26 protein-coding genes are annotated in these 26,943 nt (G+C 70.9%); 25 read left to right on the top strand and 1 reads right to left on the bottom strand.

Translation table 11 applies throughout. From position 1 onward, the window contains the following. Window positions 1-440: 440 nt before the first annotated feature. From flgJ to fliP, 23 genes are all read left to right on the top strand, one after another. Complete coding sequence (gene flgJ / locus MWN52_RS03680) at window positions 441-1,607, top strand: flagellar assembly peptidoglycan hydrolase FlgJ (RefSeq protein ID WP_286576659.1); 1,167 nt, start codon at window positions 441-443, stop codon at window positions 1,605-1,607. 19 nt (window positions 1,608-1,626) lie between these two features. Beyond that, complete coding sequence (gene flgK, locus MWN52_RS03675) at window positions 1,627-3,519, top strand: flagellar hook-associated protein FlgK (RefSeq protein WP_286576658.1); 1,893 nt, start codon at window positions 1,627-1,629, stop codon at window positions 3,517-3,519. A gap of 15 nt (window positions 3,520-3,534) precedes the next feature. After that, window positions 3,535-4,737 (top strand): flagellar hook-associated protein FlgL, encoded by a 1,203-nt coding sequence (flgL, locus tag MWN52_RS03670; RefSeq protein ID WP_130530815.1) that lies wholly within the window; start codon window positions 3,535-3,537, stop codon window positions 4,735-4,737. A 464-nt stretch (window positions 4,738-5,201) separates the two neighbouring features. Continuing rightward, on the top strand, window positions 5,202-6,356 hold the full coding sequence (locus tag MWN52_RS03665) for a flagellin N-terminal helical domain-containing protein (RefSeq protein ID WP_286576656.1): 1,155 nt from the start codon (window positions 5,202-5,204) through the stop codon (window positions 6,354-6,356). A gap of 214 nt (window positions 6,357-6,570) precedes the next feature. Then, a complete protein-coding gene (gene fliD / locus MWN52_RS03660; protein WP_286576655.1) occupies window positions 6,571-7,929 on the top strand; it encodes a flagellar filament capping protein FliD in 1,359 nt (452 codons plus the stop codon). A 15-nt stretch (window positions 7,930-7,944) separates the two neighbouring features. Next, window positions 7,945-8,334, top strand: a complete 390-nt coding sequence (fliS, locus tag MWN52_RS03655; protein ID WP_130523223.1) for a flagellar export chaperone FliS — start codon at window positions 7,945-7,947, stop codon at window positions 8,332-8,334. After that, the gene (locus MWN52_RS03650) at window positions 8,334-8,651 is read left to right on the top strand and encodes a hypothetical protein (RefSeq protein WP_286576652.1); all 318 of its coding nucleotides are present in this window, start codon (window positions 8,334-8,336) and stop codon (window positions 8,649-8,651) included. The genes fliS and MWN52_RS03650 overlap by 1 nt, the downstream gene beginning before the upstream one ends. A 98-nt stretch (window positions 8,652-8,749) precedes the next feature. Continuing rightward, on the top strand, window positions 8,750-9,331 hold the full coding sequence (locus MWN52_RS03645) for a PilZ domain-containing protein (protein ID WP_286576649.1): 582 nt from the start codon (window positions 8,750-8,752) through the stop codon (window positions 9,329-9,331). Between the two features lie 103 nt (window positions 9,332-9,434). After that, window positions 9,435-10,064 carry a response regulator gene (locus MWN52_RS03640; RefSeq protein WP_286577672.1) on the top strand — a complete coding sequence of 210 codons (630 nt, stop codon included), beginning with the start codon at window positions 9,435-9,437 and terminating at the stop codon, window positions 10,062-10,064. Window positions 10,065-10,427: 363 nt separating this feature from the next. Continuing rightward, window positions 10,428-11,822, top strand: coding sequence for an RNA polymerase factor sigma-54 (gene rpoN, locus MWN52_RS03635; protein WP_286576648.1), 1,395 nt, complete (start codon window positions 10,428-10,430; stop codon window positions 11,820-11,822). A 1-nt stretch (window position 11,823) separates the two neighbouring features. Continuing rightward, window positions 11,824-13,338, top strand: coding sequence for a sigma-54 dependent transcriptional regulator (locus MWN52_RS03630; RefSeq protein WP_286576647.1), 1,515 nt, complete (start codon window positions 11,824-11,826; stop codon window positions 13,336-13,338). 58 nt (window positions 13,339-13,396) lie between these two features. Continuing rightward, window positions 13,397-13,765: a flagellar hook-basal body complex protein FliE gene (fliE, locus tag MWN52_RS03625; RefSeq protein WP_286576645.1), complete on the top strand. Its 369-nt coding sequence runs from the start codon at window positions 13,397-13,399 to the stop codon at window positions 13,763-13,765. A gap of 190 nt (window positions 13,766-13,955) precedes the next feature. Beyond that, window positions 13,956-15,671: a flagellar basal-body MS-ring/collar protein FliF gene (gene fliF / locus MWN52_RS03620; RefSeq protein WP_286576643.1), complete on the top strand. Its 1,716-nt coding sequence runs from the start codon at window positions 13,956-13,958 to the stop codon at window positions 15,669-15,671. Window positions 15,672-15,684: 13 nt separating this feature from the next. Then, entirely contained in the window at window positions 15,685-16,668 is a 984-nt protein-coding gene (gene fliG, locus MWN52_RS03615; RefSeq protein ID WP_165394586.1) for a flagellar motor switch protein FliG, read from the top strand. After that, the gene (locus MWN52_RS03610) at window positions 16,668-17,279 is read left to right on the top strand and encodes a FliH/SctL family protein (RefSeq protein ID WP_379655776.1); all 612 of its coding nucleotides are present in this window, start codon (window positions 16,668-16,670) and stop codon (window positions 17,277-17,279) included. Before fliG ends, MWN52_RS03610 begins: the two co-directional genes overlap by 1 nt. Then, a complete protein-coding gene (fliI, locus tag MWN52_RS03605; protein ID WP_130515561.1) occupies window positions 17,276-18,679 on the top strand; it encodes a flagellar protein export ATPase FliI in 1,404 nt (467 codons plus the stop codon). The genes MWN52_RS03610 and fliI overlap by 4 nt, the downstream gene beginning before the upstream one ends. 40 nt (window positions 18,680-18,719) lie before the next feature. Continuing rightward, complete coding sequence (gene fliJ / locus MWN52_RS03600) at window positions 18,720-19,178, top strand: flagellar export protein FliJ (RefSeq protein ID WP_130515559.1); 459 nt, start codon at window positions 18,720-18,722, stop codon at window positions 19,176-19,178. Then, window positions 19,175-20,770 (top strand): flagellar hook-length control protein FliK, encoded by a 1,596-nt coding sequence (locus MWN52_RS03595; protein ID WP_286576642.1) that lies wholly within the window; start codon window positions 19,175-19,177, stop codon window positions 20,768-20,770. Before fliJ ends, MWN52_RS03595 begins: the two co-directional genes overlap by 4 nt. 722 nt (window positions 20,771-21,492) lie before the next feature. Continuing rightward, on the top strand, window positions 21,493-22,005 hold the full coding sequence (locus tag MWN52_RS03590; protein ID WP_130523213.1) for a flagellar basal body-associated FliL family protein: 513 nt from the start codon (window positions 21,493-21,495) through the stop codon (window positions 22,003-22,005). Beyond that, window positions 22,002-23,012 carry a flagellar motor switch protein FliM gene (gene fliM / locus MWN52_RS03585; protein WP_425608075.1) on the top strand — a complete coding sequence of 337 codons (1,011 nt, stop codon included), beginning with the start codon at window positions 22,002-22,004 and terminating at the stop codon, window positions 23,010-23,012. The genes MWN52_RS03590 and fliM overlap by 4 nt, the downstream gene beginning before the upstream one ends. After that, window positions 23,009-23,338 (top strand): flagellar motor switch protein FliN, encoded by a 330-nt coding sequence (fliN, locus tag MWN52_RS03580; protein WP_130515551.1) that lies wholly within the window; start codon window positions 23,009-23,011, stop codon window positions 23,336-23,338. Before fliM ends, fliN begins: the two co-directional genes overlap by 4 nt. Before the next feature lie 272 nt (window positions 23,339-23,610). Further along, window positions 23,611-23,994 carry a flagellar biosynthetic protein FliO gene (gene fliO, locus MWN52_RS19590; RefSeq protein WP_425518747.1) on the top strand — a complete coding sequence of 128 codons (384 nt, stop codon included), beginning with the start codon at window positions 23,611-23,613 and terminating at the stop codon, window positions 23,992-23,994. Then, complete coding sequence (gene fliP, locus MWN52_RS03570; protein WP_425608074.1) at window positions 23,991-24,836, top strand: flagellar type III secretion system pore protein FliP; 846 nt, start codon at window positions 23,991-23,993, stop codon at window positions 24,834-24,836. The genes fliO and fliP overlap by 4 nt, the downstream gene beginning before the upstream one ends. Window positions 24,837-25,222: 386 nt before the next feature. Here the strand turns inward: fliP and MWN52_RS03565 are convergent, their stop codons facing one another. Continuing rightward, window positions 25,223-25,564: an endonuclease domain-containing protein gene (locus MWN52_RS03565; RefSeq protein ID WP_286576637.1), complete on the bottom strand. Its 342-nt coding sequence runs from the start codon at window positions 25,562-25,564 to the stop codon at window positions 25,223-25,225. Between the two features lie 291 nt (window positions 25,565-25,855). Between MWN52_RS03565 and MWN52_RS03560 the strand changes: the two genes are divergently transcribed. Together MWN52_RS03560 and fliR are read left to right on the top strand one after the other, a co-directional pair. Further along, window positions 25,856-26,125 (top strand): flagellar biosynthetic protein FliQ, encoded by a 270-nt coding sequence (locus MWN52_RS03560; protein WP_130515545.1) that lies wholly within the window; start codon window positions 25,856-25,858, stop codon window positions 26,123-26,125. 19 nt (window positions 26,126-26,144) lie between these two features. Continuing rightward, entirely contained in the window at window positions 26,145-26,933 is a 789-nt protein-coding gene (fliR, locus tag MWN52_RS03555) for a flagellar biosynthetic protein FliR (protein ID WP_130523210.1), read from the top strand. Window positions 26,934-26,943 lie beyond the last annotated feature (10 nt).

The following is a 26,943-nucleotide window of genomic DNA, read 5'->3' as shown; positions in this document are numbered from 1 at the left end:
CGTTCGCGCCTGAGGGTGAGTTCGCCTGAAGCGACGCTTCTGCCCCCTTCCCTTTCGCGCAGCGAATGGGAGGGCTGGGGAGGGGTCGCTTTATCGCTGATGCAACAGCAAAGGCAACAGCAAAAGCCAACCCCTCCCCCTCAGTCGCTAGCCGCGACTTCGAGCTCCCCTGCTTCGCAAGGGAGGGGGCAGACCCCGAGGTCGGAGACGCTGCTGCCCGAATCCCGAATCCCGAATCCCGAATCCCGAATCCCGAATCCCGAATCCCGAATCCCGAATCCCGACTCCCGACTCCCGAATCCCGAATCCCGAATCCCGAATCCCGAATCCCGATTCCCGATTCCCAGCTCCACACCCCCGCCAGCCTTTTGACACCCCCCGGCACAGCTCTTGCCTAGGAAGGAACGACACCGCTTTCCCGGCCCGCCCGACCTACCGCCATGACCCTGCAGCTGCCCGGCACCACTGCACTGCCCCTGACGAAGTCGCATCCCGCTTCGCCCGAGCAGATCAAGAAGGCCTCGAAGGAACTGGAGACCCAGTTCGCCTCGATGCTGGTCAAGTCCATGCGCGGTACCACCGGCGGCGATCCGCTGGCCGGCGGCGATACCACCTACCGCGACATGTACGACCAGCAGCTGGCCAAGGAGCTGACCAAGGGCCGCGGCCTGGGCCTGCAGGCGGTGATCGAGAAGCAGCTGAGCCGCGACAACGGCGGCAGCGCGGCCGGCCAGGCGCTGGACACGACGCTGCCGGCGGCCCGCGGCGCGCAGGGCGCGCCGATGCGGCTGGACACTTCTGCGCGCGCCAGCGCCTTCCCGCTGTCCGGCGTGCTGCCGCTGCGCGCGCCCAATGCGTCCTCCGGCGCGATGCCCGTGGCCGGCGTCGGCGGCCTGTCGCTGGCGGCCTCGCATGCCGGGATGTCGCTGCAGGCGCTGCCGGCCACGGCGACGCCGCTGCCGCCGCCGATCGACGAGGACTGCCAGCTGGACTGCAGCAGTCCGGAGGCCTTCGTCCAGTCCATCTGGCCGCACGCACAGAAGGCCGCGCAGGCCCTGGGCGTCCCGGCCAAGGCGCTGGTCGCCCAGGCCGCGCTGGAGACCGGCTGGGGCCGGCGCCTGGCCGGCAAGGACGGCGTGACCTCGAACAACCTGTTCGGCATCAAGGCCGGCGCCAGCTGGGACGGCGACAGCGTCAACGTCGCCACCACCGAATACAGCAACGGCGTGCGCCGCTCCGAGCGCGCCAACTTCCGCGCCTACGGCTCGGCCGCCGAGAGCTTCGCCGACTACACGCGCCTGCTCGGCAACGAGCGCTATGCCGGGGCGCGCGGCACCGGCCAGGACACGCACCGCTTCGCCACCGCGCTGCAGCGCGCCGGCTATGCCACCGACCCGCACTACGCCTCCAAGCTGACCGCGATCGCCAACGGCGCCACGATCAACCGCGCGCTGGCCAGCCTGCCCGGCGGCGGCGAACTGGGCCGCTACGGCAACGACGCGCAGCTGGCCTCTGCCCAGCCGAGTACCTCCGCCTCCGGCGCCGGCGTGGACACCTCGGTGTTCGCCGCGCTCGGCGACCGCTATCGCGCCGTGGCGCGCTATTGACCTCTGACAGGACCGCGCCATGACCAGTCTGCTTTCCACCGGTAGCTCGGCCCTGTTGGCATTCCAGCGCGCGCTGGGCACCGTCAGCAACAACGTGGCCAACGCCACCACCGAGGGCTACAGCCGCCAGCGCGTGAGCCTGGCCGCGCGCGTGGGCAACAACATCGCCGCCGGCGTGGGCAACAGCGGCCAAGGCGTGGACGTGGCCGCGCTGCAGCGCCTGGCCGACGGGCTGGTGTTCGCCCGCCAGGTGGACAGCAGCGGCGAGGTCGGTCGCCTGACCAGCCTGTCGTCGATGGCCGGGCGGGTCGATACGCTGCTGTCCGATTCGAGCACGGGCCTGTCCACGCCGATGTCGGCCTTCTTCGATGCCGCGCGCGGCGTCTCCAGCGACCCGACCAGCACCAGCGCGCGCGAGGCCTTGCTGGCCGCGGCCCGGTCGCTGGCCGGTCGCTTCAATTCCCTCGATGGCCAGCTGTCCACCATCGACGATGAGACCAACCAGAACCTCTCCGACAAGGTCGGCCAGGCCAACCAGCTGGCCAAGGAGATCGCCGACCTCAATAAGACCATCGCCTCCTCCGGCGCCAACGCCTCGGCCGAACTGCTGGACGCGCGCGACCTGCGCGTGACCAAGCTGGCCGGGCTGATCGGGGCGACGACGGTCCAGCAGACCGACGGCTCGCTGAGCGTGTTCACCACCGGCGGCCAGCCGCTGGTGATCGGCGCCAAGGCCAGCACGCTGACCGCGCTGCAGGACCCGGACCAGCCCGGGCGGCTGCAGGTGGGCCTGGATGCCGGCAACGGCACGCCGGTGCGCCTGCCCGATGCCTCGATCTCGGGCGAGCTGGGCGGCCTGCTGCAGTTCCGCACCAACGTGCTCGACCCGGCGCGCAACGAACTCGGCCGCCTGGCCACCGGCGTGGCGCTGGCCTTCAACCAGGCCCAGGCCAACGGCGTGGACTACAACGGCCAGATCGGCGCCGACCTGTTCAAGCTGGCCGCACCGGCGGTGGCGTCCAACGCGGCCAACACCGGCTCGGCGAGCTTCGCCGCCACGGTCGGCGACGTCTCCCAGCTCACCGGCAGCGACATCGTGCTGCGCTACAGCGGCAGCGGCTGGACCGCCCAGCGCGCCGACACCGGCGCGACGGTGCCGATGAGCGGCGACGGCTCGGCCGGCAACCCGTTCGTCGTGCAAGGTGTCTCGCTGGTGCTGTCCGGCGCGGCCGCGGCCGGCGACAAGTTCACCGTGCGCCCGACCACCGGCGCGGCCGGCAGCCTGACGGTGACGATGAGCGACCCGACCGGCATCGCCGCGGCCGGCGCCATCAGCGCCAGTGCCGCCACCAGCAACCTGGGCAAGGCCTCGGTGGCGAGCACGGCGGTGACCAGCGCCAGCGCCTTCGCCTCCTTCAGCGGCGCGCACATCGAATTCATCGACGACACCACCTACACCATCAACGGTGGCAGTCCGCAGACCTATAGCGGGGGTGCCATCAGCGATCCGGCCGGCGGCTGGTCGATCACCCTCAAGGGCACGCCCACCGCGGGCGACAGCTTCAGCCTGGCGCCGACGCCGGCACGCTCGTCCAGCAATGCCAATGCCCAGGCGTTCTCGACTTTGGACACCGAGCAACTGCTCAGCGGGGGCACCCAGTCGCTGACGATGGCCATGAGCCAGCTCACCGCCAAGGCCGGCACCGAGGCCAGCCACGCGCAGATGAGCCTGGAGGCGCAGCAGACCATCGATGCGCAGGTCAGCGCCGAGCGCGAGTCGGTCAGCGGCGTCAACCTCGATGAGGAAGCGGCGGACATGATGAAGTTCCAGCAGGCCTACCAGGCCGCCGCGCAGGTGCTCAAGACCGCCGACACCCTGTTCCAGACCCTTCTGTCCGCCGTGGCGCGCTGAACCCGGAGCCTGTTCATGACCCTTCGTCTTTCCACCAACGGCATGCACCAGCAAAGTCTGGCCGCGATGCTGGCCCAGCAGTCCAAGGTCTCGCGCACACAGCTGGAGCTGACCACGCAGAAGAAGCTGATCACCGCGGCCGACGACCCGGCCGGCATGGCCCAGGCCCAGCGCCTGGACCACGCGCTGTCCACGCTGGACCAGCAGGACAAGGACGCGGCGCTGGTCGAGCACCGGCTGCGCTCGCAGGAGCAGGCCTTGAGCGATGTCGGCACGCAGCTGGACCGCGCGCGCGAGCTGACCATCCAGGCCAACACCGCCACCGTCTCGGACAGCGACCGCGCCTCGATCGCCGACGAGTTGCGCCAGATCCGCGCGGCGATCCTGGCCATCGCCAACCGCGACGACGGCACCGGCAAGCAGCTGTTCGCCGGATCGCGTGATGGCGTGATCCCCTTCGCGCAGAACGCCAGCGGCCAGGTCACCTATGTCGGCGACGACGGCCAGAACCAGGTCGAGGTGGCGCCCAACCTCAAGGTGGCCGACACCGATCCGGGCAGCGACCTGTTCCTGCGCGTGCGCACCGGCGATGGCATCAGCGTGGCCAGCGTGGGCGCCGGCAACACCGGCACCGGCGTGCTGGGCAACAGCTCGGTGATCGACAGCGGCGCCTGGAACGGGCAGTCGGTCACCGTGAAGTTCACCGCCGCCGACAGCTACCAGATCCTGGACGGCAGCGGCGCGGTCGTCTCCACCGGCACCTACACCGCCGGCAGCGCGATCAGCGGTGGCGGCATCCAGATGACCCTCAGCGGCGCGCCCGCGGCCGGCGACACCTTCACCGTGGGCAAGGCGCCCAACCGCGACATCTTCAGCACGCTGGACAGCCTGGCCACCGCGCTGGAGACCCCGGCCACGACCGATGCGCAGAAGGCCGCGCGCAGCAACGCGCTCAACGGCGCGCTGAGCGACATCGCCAGCGCGCAGGACCACTTCCTGCTGTCGCGCTCGCAGACCGGCTCGCGCCTGGCCGCGCTGGACGATGCCACCGATGCGCGCAGCGCCTATGGCGTCAGCCTGCAGAGCACCCTGTCCAACCTGCGCGACGTCGACCCGGCCGAGGCGGCCAGCCGGCTCTCGCTGCAGCAGGTCGCGCTGGAGGCGGCGCAGAAGACGATGCTCGCGGTGCAAAGCAAGTCACTGTTCGATTTGATGTAGGTCACAGAACGCGACAGCCGTTTGGCTGCTCGGCGGGAGCCGCCATGGCGGCGATGGGGCTGTCCAGGGAGAGCCTCGTCGCCGCCATGGCGGCTCCCACCAAGCCAGTGCCGTTCTGTGTTTTCGCACAAGAAGCTTCGAGGTCAAGAGCGCGGGAAACAGCGCAAAACAAGGGATTTTTGATCCGGACTCAAGTCCGCGCTCGGGTCGCCGTTACCGGAGGCAAGCGCGTTGGTGTCGCGGCATGACCCACATGACACGTCCGGTTCGCGCTACTGCTTGTGCACGTGTTTGGCATGTCGCGCTGGGAAGAAAGCTCGGATTTCTTTCGACCCAGGGCTAAAGGCGGCGCCGAGCGCGCCGATAACCCTATCAGCAGCGGAGAGGGCCAATCCCGGCCACACCCTGCGGAACCGGCCCCAACCCTCTCAGTCGCCGCCGGACCCTCAACTAGGAGACTTCTCATGTCGTCTGTCATCAATACCAACGTGAGCTCGCTGAACGCTCAGCGCAACCTGACCGCGTCCAGCAGCGACCTGGCCACCGCCATGCAGCGTCTGTCCTCGGGCCTGCGCATCAACAGCGCCAAGGACGACGCGGCTGGCCTCGCCATCAGCCAGCGTATGACCGCCCAGATCCGTGGCCTGGACCAGGCTGCCCGCAACGCCAACGACGGCATCTCGCTGGCGCAGACCGCCGAAGGCGCGCTGAGCGCCATCGGCGACAACCTGCAGCGCATCCGCGAACTGGCCGTGCAGTCGGCCAACGCCACCAACAACTCGACCGACCGCGCCGCGCTGGATCTGGAAGCCCAGGCCCTGAAGGACGAAATCGACCGCGTCGCCACCAGCACCAAGTTCAACGGCGTGAACCTGCTGGACGGCTCGTTCACCGCGCAGGCCTTCCAGGTCGGCGCCAATGTCGGCGACACGATCTCGATCGCCAGCATCGCCAACGCCACCAAGGCCTCGCTGGGCGGCGCCTGGACCTCGACCACCTACACCGCCGACAGCGCCGCGCTGACCTACACCGACGCCGCCGCCGCCACCTCGGTGACCATCAACGGCGTGGCCGTGTCCATCGCCGCCTCGACCGGTCGCACCGCCGCGCAGGCCGCCACCGCGTTCGAGACCGCGTTCAACACCGCCAAGGCGTCCAACACCGCGCTGGCCAACGTGTCCTTCGACGATGCGACCGGCAAGTTCACGGTCACCGGCCAGGGCTCGACGGCCACCTTCACCGCGCTCACCAACGCTGGCGGCGTCAGCGGCACCACGACCGCGGCCGCGACCTCGGTCAGCCACACCGGCCTGACCGACCTCAAGCTGACCACCGCGGCCGATGCCAACGATGCGATCAACCTGATGGATGCGGCCCTGGCCTCGGTCAATACCGCCCGCGCCAACATGGGTGCCATCCAGAACCGCTTCAGCTCGGTGGTGTCCAACCTGTCGACCACCTCGGAGAACCTGTCGGCGGCCCGCAGCCGCATCCAGGACACCGACTACGCGGCCGAGTCCGCCAAGCTGACCCGCAACCAGATCCTGCAGCAGGCCGGTACGGCGATGCTGGCCCAGGCCAACCAGTCGGCCCAGTCGGTGCTGAAGCTGATCTCGTAATCCCAAGCGTCACCAGGACGCGACCTTCCGGTCGCGTCCTGTTCCAAGCCCGCGCGCCGCGCCGGCTTGGAACAGGACGAGCTGCGTCTTCCCACGGCGACCCCACGGCCGCCAGCACGATCGCCCACCCGTTCTTCCCGCCCCGCGAGGACCGCGCCATGCGCAACGCCGACACGCTGCCCACCGCGCCGAGCGCCCTCGCCGGAGGCCGCGCATGACCACCATCGGCAGCACCAGCAGTTCCTCGGGCATCGACCCGGCGACGATGGCCGCGCAGCTGGTCGCCGCCGAACGGGCGCCGACCGACACCCGCTACGCCGCGACGCAGACCAAGATCACCGCCCAGGTCTCGGCCGTGGCCACGCTGCGCTCGGCGTTCTCCAACCTGGATTCCTCGCTCACCGTCCTGCAGGGCGGCAGCACCGCCAACGCGCGCGCCGTCAGCCTGTCGGCCAACACCGGCTTCAGCGCCACGGCCGCCGCGGGCGCGGCGCGCGGCAGCTACAACGTCGAAGTGCTGTCGCTGGCCGCGGCGCAGAAGCTCGCCTCCAGCGGCTTCAGCGGCGACGGCACCGCGGTGGTCGGCACCGGCAACCTCAGCATCAGCTACGGCGGCAAGACGCTGTCGGTGGACATCACCACGGCCAACGGCACGCTGTCGGGCATCCGCGATGCGATCAACACCGCCGCGGGCGGCTCGGGAATCTCGGCGAGCATCGTCAACGGCGACGATGGCGCGCATCTGGTGCTGACCTCGCTGGACGGCGGCACGGCCAACCAGATCTCGGTCACCGCCAGCGGCGGCGACGGCGGCCTGGCCGCGTTCTCCTACGACGGCAGCGCCGGCAGCGGCATGACCCAGCTGGTGGCCGCCAGCGACGCCCAGGTCAAGGTCGACGGAGTGCTGCGCACCAGCTCGAGCAACACCATCACCGACCTGGTCCAGGGCGTGACCCTGAACCTCAAGGCGGCCGCGCCGGGCACGGTCATCTCCATGGACGTGGCCACCGACACCTCGGCGCAGCTGAGCGCGGTCAAGGACTTCGTCGACAAGTTCAACGCCGCGCTGTACGCCATCGCCAGCACCACCAACTACAACGCCAGCACCAAGGTCGCCGCCGCGCTCAACGGCGATGCGATGGTGCGCGGGGTGACCAGCCAGCTGCGCAACACGCTCAGCGCCAACGTGGTCGACCTCAAGTCGCTGGGCATCAGCATCGGGACCGACGGCACGCTGACCCTGGACCAGACCCAGTTCAACGCGGGGCTGTCCAAGGACCCCGCCGCGCTGAGCCGCGTGTTCGGCAGCGGCAGCGACACCATGGCCGGCAAGATGGCCACGACCATGGGCGCGATGATCGACAGCGGCGGCCTGCTCAGCACGCGCAGCGACAGCCTCACCGCACAGACCAAGAAGCTCGATGCGCAGAAGGAGGCCCTGGACACGCGCATGGCCGCGGCCGAGGCCCGCTACAAGGCGCAGTTCACCGCACTGGACACGATGATGAGCAAGCTGCAGAGCACCAGCGACTTCTTGACCCAGCAGCTCAACAAGAGCAGCAGCGAAGACTAATCGACGAGCCTTGCCATGAATGCCCGCAGCCTAGCCAATCAGTACAAGCAGACCGGCGCCAGCAGCGCGACGCTGGACGCCAGCCCGCACCAGCTGATCGCGATCATGCTGTCCACCGCGCGCGAGCGCATCCGCCTGGCGATCGCCTCGCTCGAACGCGGCGACGTCACCCGTAAGGCGCATGCGATCACCGACACCTGCGCCATCATCGGCGGGCTCAACGGCTCGTTGAACATGGACGCCGGCGGCGAGATCGCCGCGGGCCTGGCCGCGCTGTACGACTACTGCCAGCGCCGCCTGCTGGCCGCCAACCTCAACAACGACCTGGCCCCGCTGCAGGAAGTGGACGGCCTGCTGGGCGAGATCGAGGCCGCCTGGCGCCAGATCGCGCCGCAGGGCGCGTGATGGAGATCGCGCAGCCGCCCCCGTCGGCCCTGGCGCAGGTGCCCGCGCTGCCGATCGAGCAGATCCGCCACGCCATCCACCTGGAGACCTGGGAGGCGGCGGACGAACTGCTCAGCCGCTACCAGCACCAGCTGGTCCTGGCGCTGTCGCGGATCGACCTGAAGACCGCCGACCGCGGCCTGTGGCTGGCCCTGCTGGCCGACTACCAGCTGCTGATGGAAGAACTGCGCGCCGGCCGCGACGCCGCCAGCGCCGAACTGGCCCGCCTCGGAGCCGGCCGTCGCGGCGCCAATGCCTGGATGCGTGCGCTGAAGTAGCGCCCCGCGCCGGCGCAGCTGACGCGCCGCCGCTGTCCTATCCGCATCCTGCACGCGACTTGCGGCATCCTGCCGCCTTCGTCCCCCGAGTCCGCGCGATGACCGACCCCGTGCCCGCGACGCCCGAACAGGCGCACGCGCTGCTGTTCGACGAGATCCTGACGCTGGAGGAGACGCGCGCGGCGGCCTTCGTGCCGCAGGCGCTGGTGCCGTCGGCCGTGGATGGACTGCTCGGCCGGGCCGAGTCGCTGCTGCGCGCGCTGGCGGTGATCGACGATGGCATCGGCCGCGGCGACGATCCGGACCAGCCGCCCGACCCGGCGCTGCTGCGCCTGGAGGCCAAGCTGGATCTGCTGACCCTGCTGGTGGCCGACCTGGCCGGCGGACAGGCCGCCCAGGACGCACAGCGCGCGCTGCGCTGGTCGGCGCGCGGCGTCGAACTGGTGCTGGACCAGGCCGCGCAGCCCGGCACGCAGGGAGTCTTCCGCGTGCGCGCCTCGGACTGGCTGCCCTCCCCGCTGGTGCTGCCCGCGCAGGTGGTGGCCGCCGCGCCCGACGCGGCCGGCACGCGCGCCTGGCTGGCCTTCGCGCCGAGCTCGCCCGCGCTCGAGGCGGCGCTGGAACGGCACGTGTTCCGCATCCATCGACGTGACATCGCGCAACGTCGGCGTGGGACCTAGGCACGCTTGCGAGGTGATGCAAGCCCTTTTCAGCCGCGACGTGGTTCGTTAAGGTGCCACGCGCAGGGGGTTACACGGAAACAAAACGAAGGAGCGGCGCGTGCTGTCCGTCCTGATATGCGATGACCACGCGCTGGTGCGAGCCGGCGTGCGCCGCCTGCTGGAATCCATGGAAGGCGTCGAGATCGTGGGCGAAGCCGCCAACGCCGACGAGGTGGTGATACGCACCAAGCAGCTGCTGCCCCATGTCGTGGTGCTCGACCTCTCGCTCAAGGGCCGCACCGGCTTCGACGCGCTGGCCGAACTGCGCCGGCTGCATCCCGACGTGGCCATCGTGGTGCTGTCCATGCACGAGGATGTGCTGCACGTGCGCGAGGCGCTCACGCGCGGCGCGCTGGGCTATGTGGTCAAGGATTCCTCGCCGGCGGAACTGGAGATCGCGCTGCGCGCAGCGGCGGCCGGCCGGACCTTCCTCAGCCCGCAGGTGTCCGCGCCGCAGCTGCGCGGCTATCGCGCCCCGCGCGAGCCGGGCGATGTGGAGAGCCTGCCGCGCCGCCAGCGCGAGATCCTCGACGCGCTCGGCGCCGGGCGGACGACCAAGCAGATCGCCGCCGACCTCAGCATCAGCGTCAAGACCGTGGAGACCCATCGCGCGCGGATGATGGAGGCGCTGGGCTGCCGCAACGCCAGCGAGCTGCTGCGCGTGGCGATGCGCCACCACGACCGCCCCTGATCGCGCGTCGGAGGGCCGTCGCCACCCCGTGGCACGGCGCGTGCTGACACGCTCCGCAGCCCGCGCATCGGCGACCACTTTTCGACGCCTTGCCCGGGTGCGTTGCCGCAAGGTGTCGGCACGTGTCGCACGGTCCGCCAAAAACCCGGCTTGTGATCCGTGTCGCACGTGACGCATTGGGTCAACTTTCTACGTTCAGCTGGCTTTCACGTCAGATTTACGACGCAAAGTGGGGGATGCCCCTACAAGACGACAGGATTACCCTGAGTCCCTACAGGGTTTGCCCCGATTCGGAAGTCGGCGCGTCAATTCCACGATAGCTCCACACACCGGCACTGGGCCGGATGCCACGGAGAGATCAACGTGAAAGGCACCCTGACCGCCAAGATGGCGCAAGGCGTCAACCTGACGCCGCAACTGCTCCAGTCCATCCGCCTGCTGCAGCTCACCAGCCAACAGCTGGAGCTGGAGCTGGCCCAGACCCTGGAGCGCAACCCGCTGCTGGAAACCGACGAGCCCGAGGCCGAGGCGCAGACGCTCGAAGCCGATGATGCGGCTCAGCTGGAAGCGGCCGCGTGGGACGAACTGCCCGAGCCCGCGTTCATGGCCGGCCTGTCCGGCAACGCCGGCGGCACCCTGGACGAAGACGCCACCGCGCGCATCGCCGCCGGCGAGTCGTCGGACATGCGCGTGCGCCTGCTGACCCTGCTGGCGGTGAGCTGGAACGCCGCCGACCTGGCCATGGCCGCCTGGTGGCTGGACCGCTGCGACGACCGCGGCTATCTGGAGCAGCCGCTGGACGCGCTGCTGGCCGAAGGCGAGCAGCGCTTCGACCTGGACGCGCTGCAGCTGGTGCGCCAGCGCCTGCTGCACGGCGAATGGGCCGGCATGGCCGCCACCGATCCGGCCGAGTGCCTGCGCGCGCAGCTGCGCACGCTGGCCGACAGCCCGGCCCGCACCCTGGCCGCGCGCATCCTGGCCGATCACCTGGACCTGCTGGCCGCGCACGACGATGCCGCGCTGGCCGCCGCCACCCAGGCCAGCCTGGACCAGGTGCGCGCCGCGGTGGCGCTGGTGCTGTCGCTGCGCGCCCATCCGGTCGAGGCCCCGGCCGCGACCGAGGACAGCCACATCCTGCCCGACGTGGTGGCCTGGTTCGCCGGCGGCGCCTGGCGCGTGGCGCTGGGCCGCTACACCACCCCGCGCGTGCGCATCAGCGCCCACTGCGAGCGCGCCCTGGCCGGCAACGGCGGCGAGAACGCCGTGCTGCGCGGCCTGCTGGACGAGGCGCGCTGGCTGGTGCGTGGCCTGAACATGCGCAACGACACCTTGCTGCGCACCGCCCAGCTGCTGGTCGAGCGCCAGCGCGGATTCCTGGAGCAGGGCGAGGAAGCCATCCTGCCGCTGACCCTGCGCGAGGTGGCCGACGCCATCGGCGTGCACGAGTCCACCGTCTCGCGCATCGTCGCCGGCAAGTACATGCAGACCCCGCGCGGCACGATCGAACTCAAGCGCCTGTTCGCCGTGCGCCTGGAAGGCGCCGACGTCTCCGGCAGCGCCGTGCGCGCCATGGTCAAGCGCCTGATCGAGGAAGAGCCCCGCACCGCGCCGCTGGCCGACGACGTCATCGCCAGCCTGCTGGCCCGCCAGGGCGTGCGCATCGCGCGCCGCACCGTGGCCAAGTACCGCGACCAGCTGGCCATCGGCCCGGCCAAGGCCCGCCAGCTGTCCCGTCCTTCCATTTCGGTTGCCGCCTGACATGAACACCGCCCGCATTCTCGTCATCGACCAGGACATGGACCGCGCCGAGCGCGTGGCCACGCTGCTGGAATTCATGGACTACACCCCGCGCATCGTCGCCGAGGTCGCCGACCTGGACCTGGGCCGTGCGCGTCCCAACGACTGGATGGCGGTGATCGTCGGCGACGTCGAGGCGTCCGCGCTGGTCACCTTCACCAGCTGGCTGTCGACCCAGCCGCTGCACCCGCCGGTGCTGGAGCTGCCCGGCCACGCGCCGGACGCGGCCTGGCGCGCGCCGCTGCATCGGCAGACGGTGTGGCCGCTGGACTTCCCGGTGCGCCGCACCCAGCTGCAGGACGCGCTGTCCAAGGCTGCGGTCAAGCACGCCGAGGCCGAGGCCCGCGTCGGCCGCGCCCAGTCCGGCCCGACCGGCCGCAGCGCGGCGGCGATCGAACTCAACCGCATGATCGACCAGGTCGCACCGCACGACACGACCGTGCTGATCCTGGGCGAGTCGGGCACCGGCAAGGAAGTGGCCGCGCGCGCCCTGCACGATCGCTCCTCGCGTCGCGACAAGCCGTTCGTGGCGGTCAACTGCGGCGCGATCCCGGCCGACCTGCTGGAGAGCGAGCTGTTCGGTCACGAGAAGGGCTCCTTCACCGGCGCGCTGACCCAGCGCAAGGGCCGCTTCGAGATGGCCGAGGGCGGCACGCTGCTGCTGGACGAGATCGGCGACATGTCCCTGCCGATGCAGGTCAAGCTGCTGCGCGTGCTGCAGGAGCGCTGCTTCGAGCGCGTCGGCGGCACGGCCACCATCAAGTGCGACGTGCGCGTGATCGCCGCCACCCACCGCGACCTGGAAGCGCGCATCGGCACCGGCCAGTTCCGCGAGGACCTGTTCTACCGCCTCAACGTGTTCCCCATCGAGATGCCGGCGCTGCGCGAGCGCATCGAGGACCTGCCCGAGTTGGTCGACGCCATCACCCGCCAGCTGCGCGACAACGGCCGCGGCCATGTGACCCTGTCCGACGAGGCCATCGCCACGCTCGCCCGGCATCGCTGGCCCGGCAACGTGCGCGAGCTGTCCAACCTGATCGAGCGCCTGTCGGTGCTGCATCCGGCCGGCACCGTGCGCGCGGCCGACCTGCCGGCGCGCTATCGCAGCGCCGCGCCAGGCGAAGGCCTGGAAGACGCACCGGCGCTGCAGCAGATCGCCCAGCCGCAGAGCGCGGTGGCGGCGCTGGTCAACGCCACGCCGGTGGCCAAGGCCGCCGCTCCCGCTGCCGCGGTGGCGATGCCGGCGCCTGCCGCGCCGGCCGGCGAGGCCGTGCTGCCGGCCGCGGGCATCGACCTGCGCCACCACATGGCCAGCATCGAGCTGGACCTGATCCGCGCCGCGCTGGCGCAGACCGGTGGCGTGGTCGCCCATGCCGCACCGCTGCTCGGCCTGCGCCGCACCACGCTGGTGGAGAAGCTGCGCAAGTACGGCATCGACCGCGAAGCCGAAGGCGTCGCGGTGGCGGCGGGTTTCTGACTTGGGGGATGGCACGCGTCTTGCCTGATCCCGTCAAGAACCCAACGGCAACACGGCCATGACCGACGCCATCTCCTCGATCCTGTCCCAGATCCGCGCGCACGAACTGCGCACGCGCGAAGGCGTCGGCAACGCCATCGACGTGAACGGCCTGGGCAACGTCGGCGGCGTGGCGGGAAGCAACGCGGTCAACCCGGCCGGCCCCGGCGGCTTCGGCCAGCTGCTGTCCCAGACCATCGACAACGTCAGCGCGACCCAGGCCAACGCCAGCGCCATGCAGACCGCCTTCGAACTGGGCGATCCGCGCGCCGACCTGGCCCGCACGATGGTGGCCATGCAGCAGTCGCAGGTCGCCTTCCGCGCCACGGTCGAAGTCCGCAACCGGCTGGTGCAGGCCTATCAGGATGTGATGAACATGCCGGTGTAAGGGCCGGGACCGGGGACCAGGGACCGGGGACCCGGGACAAGCGGCTTCTGGCGAGCGTGACGATTCACCAGAGCCGCCGTTCAAACCACAGGAAAGCTACAGCTCCACCGCTCTACCGCTTTTCCCGGGTCCCCGGTCCCGGGTCCCGGGTCCCGGCTCCTCCCACTCACCACCCACACATCCGCCACCCATGAGCGCCACCGCCCTTCCCAAAGCCGCCAATGCGCTGCGCGACCTCGGTCGCTTCCAGGACATTCCGGTGGTCCGCCAGCTGGCGGTGTTCATCCTGGCCGCGGCGGCCATCGCGCTGGGGCTGTGGCTGTTCTTCTGGACGCAGAAGCCGGACTACGTGGCGGTCCAGGCCGGGCTGGACGCCAAGTCCACCGCGCAGGCCTCCGAGGCACTGCGCGGCGCGCAGATCCCGTTCAAGCTCGACGCGGCCACCGGCGCGCTGACCGTGCCGGCCGACCAGGCCGGCGCGGCGCGCATGACCATGGCCAGCGCCGGCATCACCAGCAGCGGTCCGGCCGGGTTCGAGTCGCTGCAGGGCGACCAGGGCTTCGGCACCAGCCAGTTCGTCGAGAACGCGCGCTACCAGCACGCCATGGAGATCGAGCTGGCCCGCACCATCGCCCAGCTGCGCCCGGTACGCGAGGCGCGCGTGCACCTGGCCATGCCCAAGCCCTCGGCCTTCACCCGCCAGAACGAGCCGGCCAGCGCCTCGGTGGTGCTGCAGCTGGGCGCCGGGCAGACCCTGGAGCAGAACCAGATCGACGCGATCGAGCGCCTGGTCGCCTCGTCGGTGCCCGACCTGTCGCCCGAGCACGTGACCGTGGTCGACCAGTTCGGCCGCTTGCTCTCGCAGGACGATCCGGACAGCGCCGAGGCGGTCAACGCCAAGCAGTTCGAACAGCAGCGTCGCCAGGAAGCCCTCTACGTCCAGCGCATCGAGGAACTGCTGGCGCCGATGACCGGCCCGGGCCGGGTCAGCGCCAAGGTCAGCGTGGACATGGACTTCGCCCAGACCGAGCAGGCCAGCGAGACCTATGGCCCGCAGCCGGCGATCGTGCGCAGCGAGCAGCTGAGCGAGTCGGGCAACCTGTCGGCCTCCAACGCCAACGCGCAGGGCGTGCCTGGCAGCGCCAGCAATACGCCCAACGCCAACAACGCGGCCGCGCCCGCCAACGGCGCCAACCCGGCCAACGGCGCCGCGCCGCAGCAGGCCAATGCCAACGCCGGCAACAACCAGGGCACGCGCAGCACGGTGCGCAACTACGAGATCGACCGCACCCTGACCCACACCCGCCAGGCGACCCCGCGCATCCGCCGCGTCACCGCCGCGGTGCTGGTGGACAACGTGCCGGCCGGCAGCGCCAGCGCCGGCAAGCCGGCCGCCACCCGCGCGCTCAACGACGGCGAACTCAAGCGCATCGAGACGCTGGTGCAGCAGGCCATCGGCTACGACCAGCAGCGCGGCGACGTGGTCTCGGTGGTCAACGCCCCGTTCGCCCCGGCCGCGGTGGAGACGCCGCAGGACGCGCTGCCGCTGTGGCAGGACCCGCGTGCGCTCAACATCGCGCGCATGGTGCTGGGCGGGCTGGCGGTGCTGGGGCTGATCTTCTTCGTGCTGCGCCCGGCCTTCCGCGCGATGCTGTCCCCGCGCGTGGCCGTCGGCAATGCGCTGGTGCCCGCCGGCGCTGGCGGCCAGGTCATGCCCACGGTCACCGCCGAGATGGTCGACGACGACGAGGTGCCGGTGAAGCTCTCGCCGGCCTATTCGCCCAAGCCGGTGCTGCCGCCGGGGCCGGGCTTCGAGCAGAAGCTGCAGACCGCACGCGAGGTGGCCAGCACCGATCCCAAGCGCGTGGCCCAGGTCGTGCGCGAGATGGTGAACTCCGATGGCTGATCAGGATGCGCCGCTGACCGGCACCCAGCGCGCGGCCGTGGTGCTGCTGTCGCTGGGCGAGGCCCAGGCCGCCGAGGTGCTCAAGCACATGGAGGCCAAGGAAGTGCAGAAGCTCGGCGTGGCCATGGCCAGCGTCGGCGACATCCCGCATTCGCTGGTGCAGCAGGTGATCGCCCGGTTCGTCGACACCCTGGAGCAGCCGGCCAAGATCGGCGACGGCGCCGACGAATACGTGCGCGCGGTGCTGATGCAGGCCCTGGGCGAGGAGCGCGCCAGCGGCCTGATCGACCGCATCCTGTCCGGGCGCAACACGCCGGGCCTGGAAGCGCTGAAGTGGATGGAGCCCAAGGCCATCGCCCAGCTGGTGCGCAACGAGCACCCGCAGATCATCGCCATCGTCATGGCGCATCTGGAAGGCGACCAGGCCGCCGAGGTGCTCAAGCACATCCCGGCCGAGCTGCACGGCGATCTGCTGGTGCGCATCGCCACGCTGGACGGCATCCCGCCGCATGCGCTGGCCGAGCTCAACGATGTCATGGCGCGCCAGTTCAGCGGCAGCCAGGGCAAGCCCTCGGCCATCGGCGGGGCCAAGGTGGCGGCCAACATCCTCAACTTCGTCGAGGCCGGCCAGGACGAGTCCCTGCTCAAGGCCATCGCCGCGGTCGACGACGGGCTGGGCACCGAGATCCGCGACCTGATGTTCGTGTTCGACAACCTGGCCAATCTGGACGACCGCACCATGCAGGCGATCCTGCGCGAGGTCTCCACCGACAAGCTGGCCCTGGCCATGCGCGGCGCCGATGTGCGCGTGCGCGAGAAGATCACCAAGAACATGTCCCAGCGCGCCGCCGAGATCCTGCTCGACGACATGGAGGCCCGCGGCCCGGTGCGCCTGGCCGAAGTGGAGGCCGCGCAGAAGGACATCCTGGACCAGGTGCGCAAGATGGCCGAGGCCGGTGACATCTCCATCAGCACCCGCAGCGAGGCGCTGGTGTGATCGACGCCTTCGCCCCGGCCGCCGACGCGGTGCGCTGGACCGCCCCGGGCCTGGGCCCGCGCCGCGACGCGCCCGAACTGCCCAAGCCGCCGACCGCCGCGCAGATCGACCAGATCCGCAGCGACGCCCAGGCCGAAGGCCACGCCGCCGGCTACGCGGCGGGGCTGGCCGCGGGCCAGGCAGAGATCCAGCGCCGCATCGAGCAGATCCAGGCCGTGCTGGACGGCTTCACCCGGCCGCTGGCGCGCCTGGATGGCGAGGTGGCCGACGCGCTGGCCGACCTGGCCACGCGCATCGCCGGCGTGCTGGTCGGCCGCGCCTATGCCGCCGATCCCAGCTTGCTGGCCGACCTGGTGCGCGAGGCGATCGACGCGGTCGGCAGCGGCAGCCGCGAACTGGAACTGCGCCTGCACCCGGACGACTTCGGCGTGCTGGCCCCGCACCTGGCGGGCCTGAGCGGCGTGCGCCTGACCGCCGACGCCGGCCTGGGCCGCGGCGAGCTGCGCCTCAACAGCGAGGGCGTGCGCATCGACGGCACGCTTCATGCACGGCTGCAGTCGGTGCTGGAGGCCACCCTGGCTTCCGGCGAAGGACATGCGCCCGCGCCATGAACGCCCTGCCCCACGACGCCGTGACCGATGGCCTGCAAGGCGCCCGCAATCTGCGCCTGGCGCAGCGACTGCGCCAGGCCGATCCGGCCAACGAATCGATGGGCCTGGTGCGCGAGGGCGTGCTGCGCCGCGCGGTGGGCCTGACCCTGGAAGCCTCCGGCTGCAGCGCGCCGATGGGCTCGCGCTGCCGCGTGGCCACCTCCGGCGGGCGCTGGGTCGATGCCGAGGTGGTCGGCTTCTCCGGCGAGCGCACCTTCCTGATGCCGACCGGCGACCTGCAGGGCCTGCTGCCCAATGCGCGCGTCATCGCCACCCGCACCAAGGGCGAGGTCGCGGTGGGCGAAGGCCTGCTGGGCCGGGTCATCGACAACGACGGCGCGCCGCTGGACGGCAAGGGCCCGATCCGCGCCGAAGGCTATGTCGCCCTGGCCGGCGTGCCGATCAATCCGCTCTCGCGCCAGCCGATCGTCGAATCGCTCGATGTCGGCGTGCGCGCCATCAACGCCATGCTGCCCATCGGCCGCGGCCAGCGCGTGGGCCTGTTCGCCGGCTCGGGCGTGGGCAAGTCGACGCTGCTGGGCATGATGACCCGCTACACCTCGGCCGATGTCATCGTCGTGGGCCTGATCGGCGAACGCGGCCGCGAAGTGCGCGATTTCGTCGAGGCCACCCTCGGCGAGGAAGGCCTGCGTCGCGCGGTCGTGGTCGCCGCGCCGGCCGACCGCCCGCCGCTGGCGCGCCTGCACGGCGCGCTGCGTGCCACCGCGATCGCCGAGTGGTATCGCGATCAGGGCCTGCACGTGCTGCTGCTGATGGATTCGCTGACCCGCTTCGCCCAGGCCCAGCGCGAGATCGGCCTGTCGGTGGGCGAGCCGCCGACCACGCGCGGCTATCCGCCCAGCGTGTTCGCCAAGCTGCCCGCGCTGGTCGAGCGCGCCGGCATGGGCGCCGACGGGCGCGGCTCGATCACCGCCTTCTACACCGTGCTGACCGAGGGCGACGACCAGCAGGAGCCGATCGCCGATGCCTCGCGCGCGATCCTGGACGGCCACATCGTGCTGACCCGCCGCATCGCCGACGCCGGCCAGTACCCGGCCATCGACATCGAGCAGTCGGTCAGCCGCGTGATGCAGGACATCACCGACGCGCCGTGGCGCGAGCACATCCGCAAGCTCAAGCGCCTGATGGCCGCTTACTCGGCGCAGCGCGACCTGATCGCCATCGGCGCCTACCAGCGCGGCAGCGATCCCAACGTCGACGAGGCGATGGCGCGCTGGCCGGCGATCCAGAACTTCCTCGGCCAGGACGTGCGCGAAGCCTCCGACGTGCAGGCCAGCCGGCAGTCGCTGCATCGCCTGCTGGACGACACGCCCGGCCAGCCTTTCCCGCTCAAGCAGTAACCGCTGCTCCCCCTCGCAATCCACGTAAGAGAACGCCCCCATGCGCTCACAACGCCTCGAACCGCTGATCAAGGTGACCCAGCAGCGCCAGGACGACGCCGCCCGCGCGGTGGCCGAGCGCGAGCGCGTCGTGCACGAACAGCAGGAGCGCCTGGACGCACTGCGCCGCTACGCCGAGGAGTACGCCGCCTCGCCGGCCAACGCCACCATGTCGCCGGCGCTGCTGGTCAACCGCGTCGCCTTCCGCGAACGGCTCAATGCCGCGGTCGTGCAGCAGGCCGGCATCGTCAGCCAGAGCCAGCAGGTCACCGACGTCGAACGCGCGCGCCTGCTGCTGGCCAGCCGCGAGACCCTGGTGCTGGAGAAACTCGCCGACAGCTACCGCGCCCAGGAGGCGCAGGTGCAGCAGTCCAAGGCCCAGCGCGAGCTGGACGAGATCGGCAACCGCGGCGTCGCCGCGCGGGCCGCCGCGCTGCAGGCCGAAGGAGAAGGCGCATGATCGCCGGGGGCGCAGCGTTCTTGAGCGGCGCGGGCCTGGCCTCGCCGGGCGCGTCGGCCTCACCGGCCGCTTCGGCGGCGACGGCCGGCGACGGCCGCAGCTATGCCGATTTCGCCGCCAGCGCGGCCACTGCGGCGACCGGCAGCGCCACGCCGGCGGCCGGTGCCAGCGCTGCGGCGCAAAGCGCTACCGCCAATGCCACCTCTTCGCAGCCCGCCAACCCCAGCGCCGCCGCCGCGCCGGCGGCGGGCAGCGCCACGCCGCCCGCCGGCGGGAGCGACACCATGCAGCCCAACCCCGCCAATGCCACGCTTCCGCTGCCTGCCGCCAATGTCGGCACCGCAGTGCTCGCGGCCGCCGCGCACCAGATCCGCCGCGGCGCGGACCCCGAAGCGGCCATCCCGGATGCCACGCAGTCGATGCAGGCCGCGCTGACGCCCCAGATGGCAGACAGCATCGCGGCGCCGCTGACCACGTCCGCGACCGCCAGCAAGGACGACATCCAGGCCGCGCCCGTGCCGTCGAGCGATCCGCAGCAGCTGCTGGCCCTGCTGGCCGGCAGCCTGGCCATCACCGCGCCGGTCACGCCGGCGGCCAACGCGCCCACGCTGCCGGCGGCGGACGTCAGCGTCACCGGCGCGGCCAGGGCCGTGAACCCGGCGCTGCTCGCCGGCAATGCCGTCGGCGCCAACGCTGCGTCCACCGCTGCCACGCCCGCGGCTGCGACCGCTCCTGCGTCCACCGGCGATGCCCAGCCGTCGCTCGCCACCGGCGTCGCGTTCACCGCGCCGGCCCAGCCGCTCACCGACGCGGCGACGCTGCCGACGGCGGATGGCAGTGCCACCAGCGCCACCAAGGGCGCGACCGCCGCGCTGATCGCCGGCAACGCCGCCGGCGCCCTGCAGCAGTCGCCAGGCCTGGTCTCGACCGGTGCGCTGGCCGCCCTGCTCGATCCCAAGGCCGCCGCCACTGCCGCGCCGGCCGACGCGCTGAAGCTGGCGGTCGGCGCCGCGCTGGAGCGCGAGGGCGCCAACGGCTTCGCGCTGCCGGACAGCAAGGACGACAGGTCCGACGCGCTGAGCTTCGGCGGACTGGTCCAGGGCACGCCGAGCCTGGATCGCCCGCTCACCGCCAATGCCGTGACCGCCACGCCGATGAGCATGCCGGCGCAGCTGGACGACGGCTTCGACGACAGCTTCGGCACGCGCATCGCGTGGATGGCCGAGCAGAAGCTGGGCCACGCCGAGATCCGCCTCAACCCGGAGCACGCCGGCCCGATCGACGTGCGCATCCAGCTGGACGGCACCCAGGTCAATGCCGCCTTCCACAGCGCCAACGCCGATGTGCGCCAGGCCCTGGAAGCCAGCCTGCCGCGCCTGCGCGACCTGCTCGGCCAGCAGGGCCTGCAGCTGGGCAACGCCGACATCGGCCAGCGCCAGCAGTCCGGCCAGCAGCAGGATCAGGGCGCCGCGCCGCGCTCGCAGGGACAGTCCTTCGGGAGCGATGCGTTCGGCAATGGGCGCGCCACAGCGCAGGCCTCGGTCGCTCCGGTGGTTGTGCGTAGCCGGGGCCTGCTCGACGAGTACGCCTGATCGCTGCGCGCACTCATCGCCATGGCGCCGGCAGAGGACAGCCGCGGCTCCCGTTGAGACGGGAGGCCAGCGCCTTGACCCTTCGCGTGTAAAGCCACTGGGTTCCCGCTTTCGCGGGAACGACGGTAGGGAGGTTTTGCTAGTAGTGACGATAGGGAGGCTAGCTGCTAGGTGCGGCGCGCGCCTTGAAGCCACCTACTCGCCGAAAGCCAATCCCACTCCGCGCGATGAATTCAAAGCCCGTCATCCCCGCGAACGCGGGGATCCAAGGACGTCCGTGCAGGCCGAGCAACGTCCATGGGTTCCCGCTTTCGCGGGAACGACGGTAGGGAGGTTTTGCTACTGGTGACGATAGAGAGGCTAGCTGCTAGGTGCGGCGCGCGCCTTGAAGCCACCTGCTCGCCGAAAGCCAATCCCGCTCCGCGCGATGAATTCAAAGCCCGTCATCCCCGCGAACGCGGGGATCCAGGGACTTCCGTGCAGGTCGAGCAACGTCCATGGGTTCCCGCCTTCGCGGGAACGACGGTAGACGTTTCGTGGGGGCGCCAAGGCGCCTCGGCGCCGGCGGATCGTTGGGCGAGAGCCCATGACCGCGACGGAATTCCGCCGCCAACAAGGCGCATCGGACGTTCCCCGCAGGCTCACCCAGGCATCGGACGCACGGCACGCCGCTTGCATCACGCGGGGCAGTCTCCCCTTTCGTCGATACCGGAGTGGTTCCCGTGGCTTCCAAACCCGCAGCAGCGGCCGATGCGCCCAAGAAGAAGAGCAAGCTGCCCCTGATCCTCGGCGCCGTGGTGCTGCTCGGCGGCGGCATGGCGGGCGGCTGGTTCATCCAGCAGCGCGCCGGCGGCGGCCACGCCGCGGCGGAAGGCGCGCCGGCGGGCGAACACGGCGCGAGCGCCAAGGCCAAGGCCGGCGCGACCTACTTCGCGCTGGACCCGGCCTTCGTGGTCAATCTGGCCGATACCGACGCCACGCGCTATCTGCAGGCCGACGTGCAGGTGATGACGCGCGACCCGGAAACGCTCAAGGCGCTGCAGGACCAGGCGCCGGCGATCCGCAACCGCCTGTTGCTGCTGTTCGGCCAGCAGACCGCCGCCGGCCTGGCCCAGCGCAGCGGCAAGGAGCGCCTGCAGGAGGCCGCCCTGGTCGAGGTCAAGAAGGTCCTGGCGGGCGAAGGCGGTCCCAACAAGCCCGAAGCGGTCCTGTTCACCAGCCTGGTCGTGCAGTGATGAGCAACGAACTGCTGTCCCAGGACGAGATCGACGCGCTGCTGCACGGCGTGGACAGCGGCGCGGTCGGCACCGGCCAGGCCGCCGCGCCCGGCGAGGTGCGCCTGTACGACTTCAAGCAGGCCGGCCGCGCGATCCGCAACCGCCTGCCCGGGCTGGACGCGCTCAACGAGCGCTTCGTGCGCAACTTCAGGACCGGGCTGTTCAACCTGCTGCGCCGCGCGCCGGAGCTGACCTACCGCGGCACCGACGTGCTGCGCTTCGACGAGTACGCCAATGCGCTGCCGATGCCGGCCAGCGTCACCCGCGTGCACATGGCCCCGCTCAAGGGCACCGCGCTGGTGGTGTACGAGCCGCGCCTGGTCTTCAGCACGGTGGAGAACTTCTTCGGCGGCGCCGGGCGCCTGCCCACGCGCATCGACAACCGCGAGTTCACCCCGACCGAGCAGCGCGTGATCCAGCTGATGCTCAAGCAGACCCTGGCCGACCTGGCCGAGGCCTGGACGCCGCTGGCGCCGGTGGCGCTGTCGGTGCTGCCGCCCGACCCCAACCTGGCCACCGCCGACCTGATGGACGGCCGCGACTACATCGCGGTCAGCCGCTTCTCGGTGGCGCTGGAAGGCGGCGGCGGCGATCTGCACCTGGCCATGCCCTACAAGATGCTCGAGCCGGTGCGCGAACAGCTGGAGGTCTCGAGCAAGCGGCCCAAGGCCGAGGCCGACGCCGGCTGGTCGCGCGCGCTGCGCGCCGGCCTGCAGGACGCCGACCTGGAGCTGAGCCTGTCCATCGCCCACCGCCAGATCAGCCTGCGCGATCTCTCGCGCCTGCGCGTGGGCGACATCATCCCCATCGAGCTGGCACGCCCCGTGCATCTGGAAGTCGAGCGCACGCCGATGTTCGCCGGCGAGTTCGGCGTCCACAACGGCTTCAACGCCTTCAAGGTCACGCAGGTGCAGTTCCCGCGCGTGCCCTCCTCCAACGATTCCCCCGAGTCCGACCTCCTATGAGCACCGATCCCGCCGCGCCCGCCGCCTTCGATTCCCTCACCGCCGAACCCGGCGCCGTGGCGGGCGATCTGAATCTGGACGTCATCCTGGACGTGCCGGTGCAGCTGTCGCTGGAAGTCGGCCGCACCCGCATCCCGATCCGCAACCTGCTGCAGCTCACCGCCGGTTCGGTGGTCGAGCTCGAACGCGCCGCCGGCGAGCCGATGGACGTCTACGTCAACGGCACGCTCATCGCCCAGGGCGAGGTGGTGGTGGTCAACGACCGTTTCGGCGTGCGCCTGACCGACGTGGTCAGCCCGGCCGAACGCATCAAGAGGCTCAAGTGAGCACGGCGGCGTCCGCATCGGCGTCGCTGGCGGCGCCGGACGCGGTCGTCGCCCCCGCCGACACGCTGCCGGCCACGGCCGCCGCCAGTCCGCAGATCGACGGCCACGCGCCGACGAGCACGGCGCCGGCCGCGGCCACCAGCGTCCCGGCCTCCACCGCGCCGGCGACGACCGATCAGGCGTCCGCCGCCGCGCTGCCGACCAATGTCGAGGCCGAGGCCGCAGCCGCGTCCACGGCGCAGCCGGCCAAACAGTTCACCGTGCCGGGCCGCCTGGCCGCGCAGGCCACCACCACCCAGCTCGGCGCGCCGGTCGGCGCCCCGGCCAGCGGGACCGGCGCCGGCAGCATCGGCGGCGCGGTACTCGCCCTGGTGCTGGTGGTCGGCCTGATCCTGCTGCTGGGCTGGCTGGCCAAGCGCATGCCCGGCATCGGCGGCGCCAGCAATCCGGCGCTGAAGGTGGTCGGTTCGCTGTCGCTGAGCCCACGCGAGCGCGTGGTGGTCGTGGCGGTCGGCGACACCCAGCTGGTGCTGGGCACCGGCGCCGGCGGCACGCGCGTGCTGCACCAGCTCGACACCCCGCTGCCGCTTCCCCAACACAAAGCGCCGCCTGCCTTCGCCCAGGTGCTGGCGCAGCACTTCGGTAAGAAATCATGAGCCTGTCGCGTTCGCGCCTGATGCCGCTGCTGGCGGTGCTGCTGCTCGGCCTTGGTCTGGCCCTGGCCGGCAGCGCCCTGGCCCAGCAGGCCGCCCCCCCGGCCGCACCGGCGCAGGCCACCGCCGCGCCGCAGAACAACCTGCCCAGCGTCACCGACCTGGCCGGCCAGCCGCTGCCGCAGGTCAACGTCGGCCAGGTCGGCGGCGAGAAGGTCAGCATGCCGCTGCAGGTGCTGCTGCTGATGACCAGCATCACGCTGCTGCCGGCCGCGCTGCTGGGCATGACCGCCTTCACCCGCGTGATCATCGTGCTGGGCCTGCTGCGCCAGGCGCTGGGCACCGGTCAGACCCCGTCCAATCAGGTGCTGCTGGCGCTGGCGCTGTTTCTGACCTTCATGATCATGACGCCGGTGTTCGACGCGTCCTGGACCCACGGCATCGCGCCGTACCTGGACAAGACGATGGACTTCAAGTCGGCCTGGAGCGCGGCGATCGAACCGTTCCGCGGCTTCATGCTGGCCCAGGTGCGGCAGAACGACCTGATGACCTTTGCCAACCTCTCGCACACCGGGCCGTACGCCAACCCGCAGGACGTGCCGTTCGGCGTGCTGGCCGCGTCGTTCCTGACCAGCGAGCTGAAGACCGCGTTCGAGATCGCCTTCCTGATCTACATCCCGTTCGTGATCATCGACCTGGTGGTGGCCAGCGTGCTGATGTCCATGGGCATGATGATGCTCTCGCCGATGCTGATCTCCGCCCCGTTCAAGATCCTGCTGTTCGTGCTGGTCGACGGCTGGGTGCTGGTGGTGGGGTCGCTGGCGTCGAGCTTCAATCCGTTTTGATGGGCTTGGAGGGTTGGCCACAGCTGTAATTCGTTTCGATATTTTCGAAGAGCTGTGTCCTGTCTTCCATTCGCCTTGACCGGTGAAGGTTCCGACCTGGGTCGATGGACTCTAGCTTCGGCTTGTTGTTAAGGGTTCTCGCGAAGAGCGACCCCTCCCCAGCCCTCCCCTTGGCCTGCGGCCGAAGGGAGGGGGCAAAAGCGGGGCCAAGCGCTTCTCCGCGACGGCAAGATCAAGCGATTCTTTTGCCGCCCGCATGACCGCCCCCCTCCCTTTCGCGAAGCGAAGGGGAGGGCTGGGGAGGGGTTACGCCGTTGCCGTTGCCGTTGCCGTTGCCGTTGCCGTTGCCGTTGCTGTTGCTGTTGCTGTTGCTGTTGCCACCCGCATCAGCCCTCCAGCCCCAGCGCCCGCAAGATGTCCTCCAGCACCGCGTCGGTCCGCTGCAGCACGTCATGATTCCAGTAGCGCAGCACGCGATAGCCCGCCGCATTGAGCGCTCGTGTCCTCACCGCGTCCGCCTGGAGCTGTTGGGCGTGCTGCCCGCCGTCGAGTTCGATGATCAGCCCCATCGCTGGTGCCGCGAAATCGGCGATATAGCCGGCGATCGGCATCTGGCGCCTGAACTTCACTCCGGCCAGTTGCCCGCCGCGCAAGCGTTGCCAGAGTCGGTGTTCGGCGTCGGTCGGCGCGTTGCGCAGCTGGCGTGCGCGGTGGCGCAGGGCATCCATGCCTGAGCTCCTTGGGTGGTCGCTACAGAATGCGACGTAGGAAATGCGAAAAAGCGGAAAAGCTCACCCCTCCCCAGCCCTCCCCTTGGCCTACGGCCAAAGGGAGGGGGCAGGTCATGAGTTCAGCCCAGATCCGCACGGCCGTGCTTTTTGCCCCCTCCCTTTGGCCGCAGGCCAAGGGGAGGGCTGGGGAGGGGTTAGCTTTTGCTCCTGGGCTCCAGGCACGCGCCTTGCAGCCTTGCCGGCATTCGCCGGAAACCCGGCGCCCGACGCGCTTCGCCCGATACGGCCATGACCCCCGAAACCGCCCTCACCGAAATCTCCCGTGGCCTGGAAATCGCCCTGGTCCTGGGCGCGCCGCCGCTGTTGATGGTGCTGGTGGTCGGCGTGGTGGTGGGCATCGTGCAGGCGGCCACGCAGATCAACGAGGCCACCATCGCCTTCGTGGTCAAGGCGCTGGCGCTGGTGGCCACGCTGGCGATCGCCGGCAACTTCCTGCTGGGGCGCCTGACCGCCTTCACCATCGACCTGTTCCACCGCATCCCGCAGCTGATCGGCTGAAGCCTCAAGGCGCGCGACGATGGATGCCGTCACCCTGACCACGTCCACCGGCGTGGACCTGTTCGGCCTGCTGGCCACGGTGCTGTGGCATGGGCTGCGCATCGGCGCGGCGTTCCAGGTGCTGCCGGTGATCGGCGGGCGCACGCTGCCGGCGCGGGTGCGCCTGATCCTGGTGGTGGCGCTGTCGGCCACGCTGTCCACGGTGCTGCCCGCCGCGCCGCCGCTGGCGATCGATTCGGCCACGGTGCTGGGCGTGCTGCGCGAGTTCACCGTGGGCCTCGCCATCGGCCTGGTGCTGCGCCTGGCCTTCGAGGCCGGGCAGCTGGCCGGCGAACTGGTGTCCCAGGGCATGGGCCTGTCGTTCGCGACCATGGCCGACCCGCTGTCCGGCGCGTCCTCGCCGGTGCTCTCGCAGTGGTTCTTCCTGGTGTTCTCGCTGCTGTTCTTCAGCTTCGACGGGCACCTGGCGCTGATCAACCTGCTGGCCGGCAGCTATGCCAGCCTGCCCATCGGCGCGGCCCTGCCCGATCCGCATGCGGTGCTGTCGGCGGTGCCGGACTTCTTCGGCGCCGCGCTGCGCGCCGGGGTGCTGCTGGCGCTGCCGGTGATCATGGCGCTGCTGGCGGTGAACATCGCCTTCGGCGTGCTCTCGCGCGCCGCCCAGCAACTCAACCCCATGCAGATCGGCCTGCCGGTCTCGCTGCTGGTCGGCCTGGTGCTGCTGATGCTGCTGGCACGCCAGCTGCAGGCCCCGGTGCAGGCGTTGTTCGACCAGGCCTTCGCCGCAGCCCGCGCGATCACGGGCTGACCAGGAGCGC

This window comes from Pseudoxanthomonas winnipegensis, assembly GCF_030322905.1.
GTDB classification, from domain to species: Bacteria; Pseudomonadota; Gammaproteobacteria; order Xanthomonadales; family Xanthomonadaceae; genus Pseudoxanthomonas_A; species Pseudoxanthomonas_A winnipegensis.
Note: the sequence above shows the minus strand (reverse complement) of the source record. Positions and strands in the feature narration are given on the sequence as shown.